The 2846-nt window shown below is 55.9% G+C and carries 1 protein-coding gene; it reads right to left on the minus strand.

Features of this window, described 5'->3' with window-relative positions; genetic code table 11:
- Positions 1-345 precede the first annotated feature (345 nt).
- Entirely contained in the window at positions 346-2184 is a 1839-nt protein-coding gene (locus VM163_00130; protein ID HUT02284.1) for a PQQ-binding-like beta-propeller repeat protein, read from the minus strand.
- Positions 2185-2846: the final 662 nt, after the last annotated feature.

Below are 2846 nucleotides of genomic sequence, written 5' to 3' on the forward strand. Positions count from 1 at the left end.
ACCACTCATCGCTTTCATCGCATGCGCTTTCTCACCAGCAAAACACAATGCCGCGGCCGATTCTAATGGCCTGTCCAAACACGGGACGGCTGGCGGCGCCAGTGGTTCAGTTGGTGGAGTGGATGCTTGAATTGCCCAGGCGCCTTTCTGAGGTCCGGACGGAGCACGACGCGGGGACGGCAGCCTCCGAGAGAAGCTCCACCCCACCCCTGGAACCAAATTACAGCTCTCGCCAGGGCTGCTGCACGCGTCGAGGAATCTCTCGAGAAGGACAATCGGCTCGGCGTCTGTGCCTCGGTGGAAGGGGCGAGGGACACCCGCGCCCCTTCCGGCCAAAAAAGGTTCTTATTTGCTCCCTAGAAGGCGCCAGTATTGATAAGTTATTGAATAGATGTAATTGATGTTGTCATAAGGGGTCAACGCGGCCAAGAACGCGTAGTTTGCGTCCAGCAGGCCATCTGGAACGACCGTGGAAAGAACAAGATACATGTCGGTCTCCGTGTCGGCTCCCAGCAGGACCCTTGATGCCAACGGTGTTGGGTCGAGGCTGAGGTCCGGCAAGAACAACAGCGTCTTGCCGTCCCACCATTGCAGGGCAATATAGACGTCAACGAACATCGGATCGTAGGACCCGTTCTTTGCATAGGCGTAGAGATTTAGCGTATCGCCTGGGCTATACGTATCCTTTTCAAGAACCATGAATATCTCCGGCTCTATGGTGACGCCTGATTCCACCTTAGGGCCCTGGAAGCAGTCAACGTCAGCTGGGTACCGAACCCACGCGCCACGGCCGTCTGTCGCCGTGAAGTAGTAGGAGTGGTCTCCCTCGGCGAGAGGCGACGACCAGAAGGCATAGACCCCGTTGTCAGCGGTCCCGCTCTCGAGCTGCATCTCGAAGGGAAACGCGTCGACATGACAGAGGACCCCCTTAGGCGCCTCGCCGTCCGGGTCGTGGTAGCTCATGGTGAAGTGAAATTGGGTCCCCGGACCGCCCTCTGCTGGCCAGACGCTCCCGCGAGAGAGGGTCGGTGGTTGGTTCCCGCTGGCCCTCGAGCCTAGGCAAAGCATCCTACCATCTGTAAGACCTACATAAATCTCACCGTTTTCGCCCATCGCGACCTGTGAATCAATGGTCCCGACAGTACTATAGCTCCAAACCACCTCAACGCCGTCAGGCGTAAGGGCATCGATATTGCCCTGAGGGCCAATGCAATAGACGTAGCCATCCGGGTCCGACACGACCGACGAAACGATATTGCCGCCAAGATCGCGTTCCCATATATTGATCGGGCCGTCTTGATCAAAGCAATGGACGCGCTGGTCGGAACCAACGATGATAACCGCGCCCCTCGCGGTCAGCGAGGGCGTTGAGTTGATCGAACCGCTAATCGCTGTTGTCCATCGCTGGTTCAGGTCTGGGCTCAAGGCATACATACGGGAGCCCGCAACGTGAAAGATGGTTCCGTCATCTCCGATAGCTGGCGTTATCTGCGCTGCCCTCATTGTGAGAAAAGGCTCATGAAGCTCGAGCTTGTCAGGTGAAAGAGCGATAAGAGCCGTTTGCCAGTCACCGCAACTACACGGGCAGTAGATAGTCCCGTCCGGCGCAATGGCGGGCGACGCCTCGAAGTTGCTATACTCGCCCGAATCCCCGCCAAAGTGCCACTTCAGCGAGCCGTCCGGGTTCATCGCGAGAAGATAATCCTCGGTCCCGAAGTAGATCGTCCCATCGGGCCCGACCGTCGGCGCGAATGACGAGTTGGCCGACATGTTCTCGCTCCAATCAAGCGTTCCGTCCTGATTAAAGGAATACGCCATACCATTCGCGCCGGCGACATAGATCTTTCCGTTCTCGTCCTGAACAGGTCCCGCGTCCGCATCAGTCAGGAGCTGATACGTCCACAAGAAGTTGCCGTTCGCTCCCAAGGCGTAGAGATACATTGGCGTAGTAAAATACAGCGTATTGTCTATGCCAACTATTGGTGTCCCCAGGACCTTATCCACGGCCTGATATGACCACGTTAGGTCCGGGATGTCTCCGCGCCTGTGAGGGCAAATCCCCGTACGTTGAAGGTTCTGATGAGCGCATGGCCAAGCGCTGTCGGCCAGCTGCGCGAAACATGACCCGGCAAGCAACAGACCCAGCAAGGTCGCTGCCGCCAAGGTTAAAACACGGTGTGCCATCTCGCACCTCCTGTTTTGATTTGGTGTTGAACACAGTCAACAGTTAAGACAAACAGCTTAAGAAGACTCGATGAAAAACTGCATACATCACCCTCCTCAGCTTGGCACCTCGTGGCGGTTGACACACAACACGGTAAATATCACACAAATCTAATCAATGTTCAACATCACGATCAAACTTCTGAGCTCGTCTTAGTTCAGACTCCGAAGCTCCCACCGCCATCAAGTCTCCGCCACACTACGGCTGGCAGCCCTTCGTGTTCATCGTGGACCGGTTGTTCGGTTGGAGGAATCGCCATTTCAATCTGCGTAATCTGCGGAATCTGCGGACTCTCTCCTACGCGGGCAAGAAGCCCACGCCGCCGATTAGGAGGCGCATTGGCTCCCGGGACTTGCCTCAGCAGTTCCATGCAGTCTGTATGGCAAAGCACAATGCGCTCTGACAAGTCAAATCTGTCAGATATGCTGGCATGATCAAACACGTGTGACACTGAAGTCACTAACCCTCTCCTCAAACACCGGCCACGCATTGACCAACCGATGGCTTAGCTAAGAATAGGCCACTACGATGTAACAAGTCAAACCACTCATCGCTTTCATCGCATGCGCTTTCTCACCAGCAAAACACAATGCCGCGGCCGATTCTAATGGCCTGTCCAAAC

It is taken from the genome of bacterium (assembly GCA_035527515.1).
Taxonomy (GTDB): domain Bacteria; phylum B130-G9; class B130-G9; order B130-G9; family B130-G9; genus B130-G9.

Coding starts and splice junctions, on each gene's coding strand:
- VM163_00130 (HUT02284.1), bottom strand. CDS start 2,184: ATGGCACACCGTGTTTTAACCTTGGCGGCAGCGACCTTGCTGGGTCTG.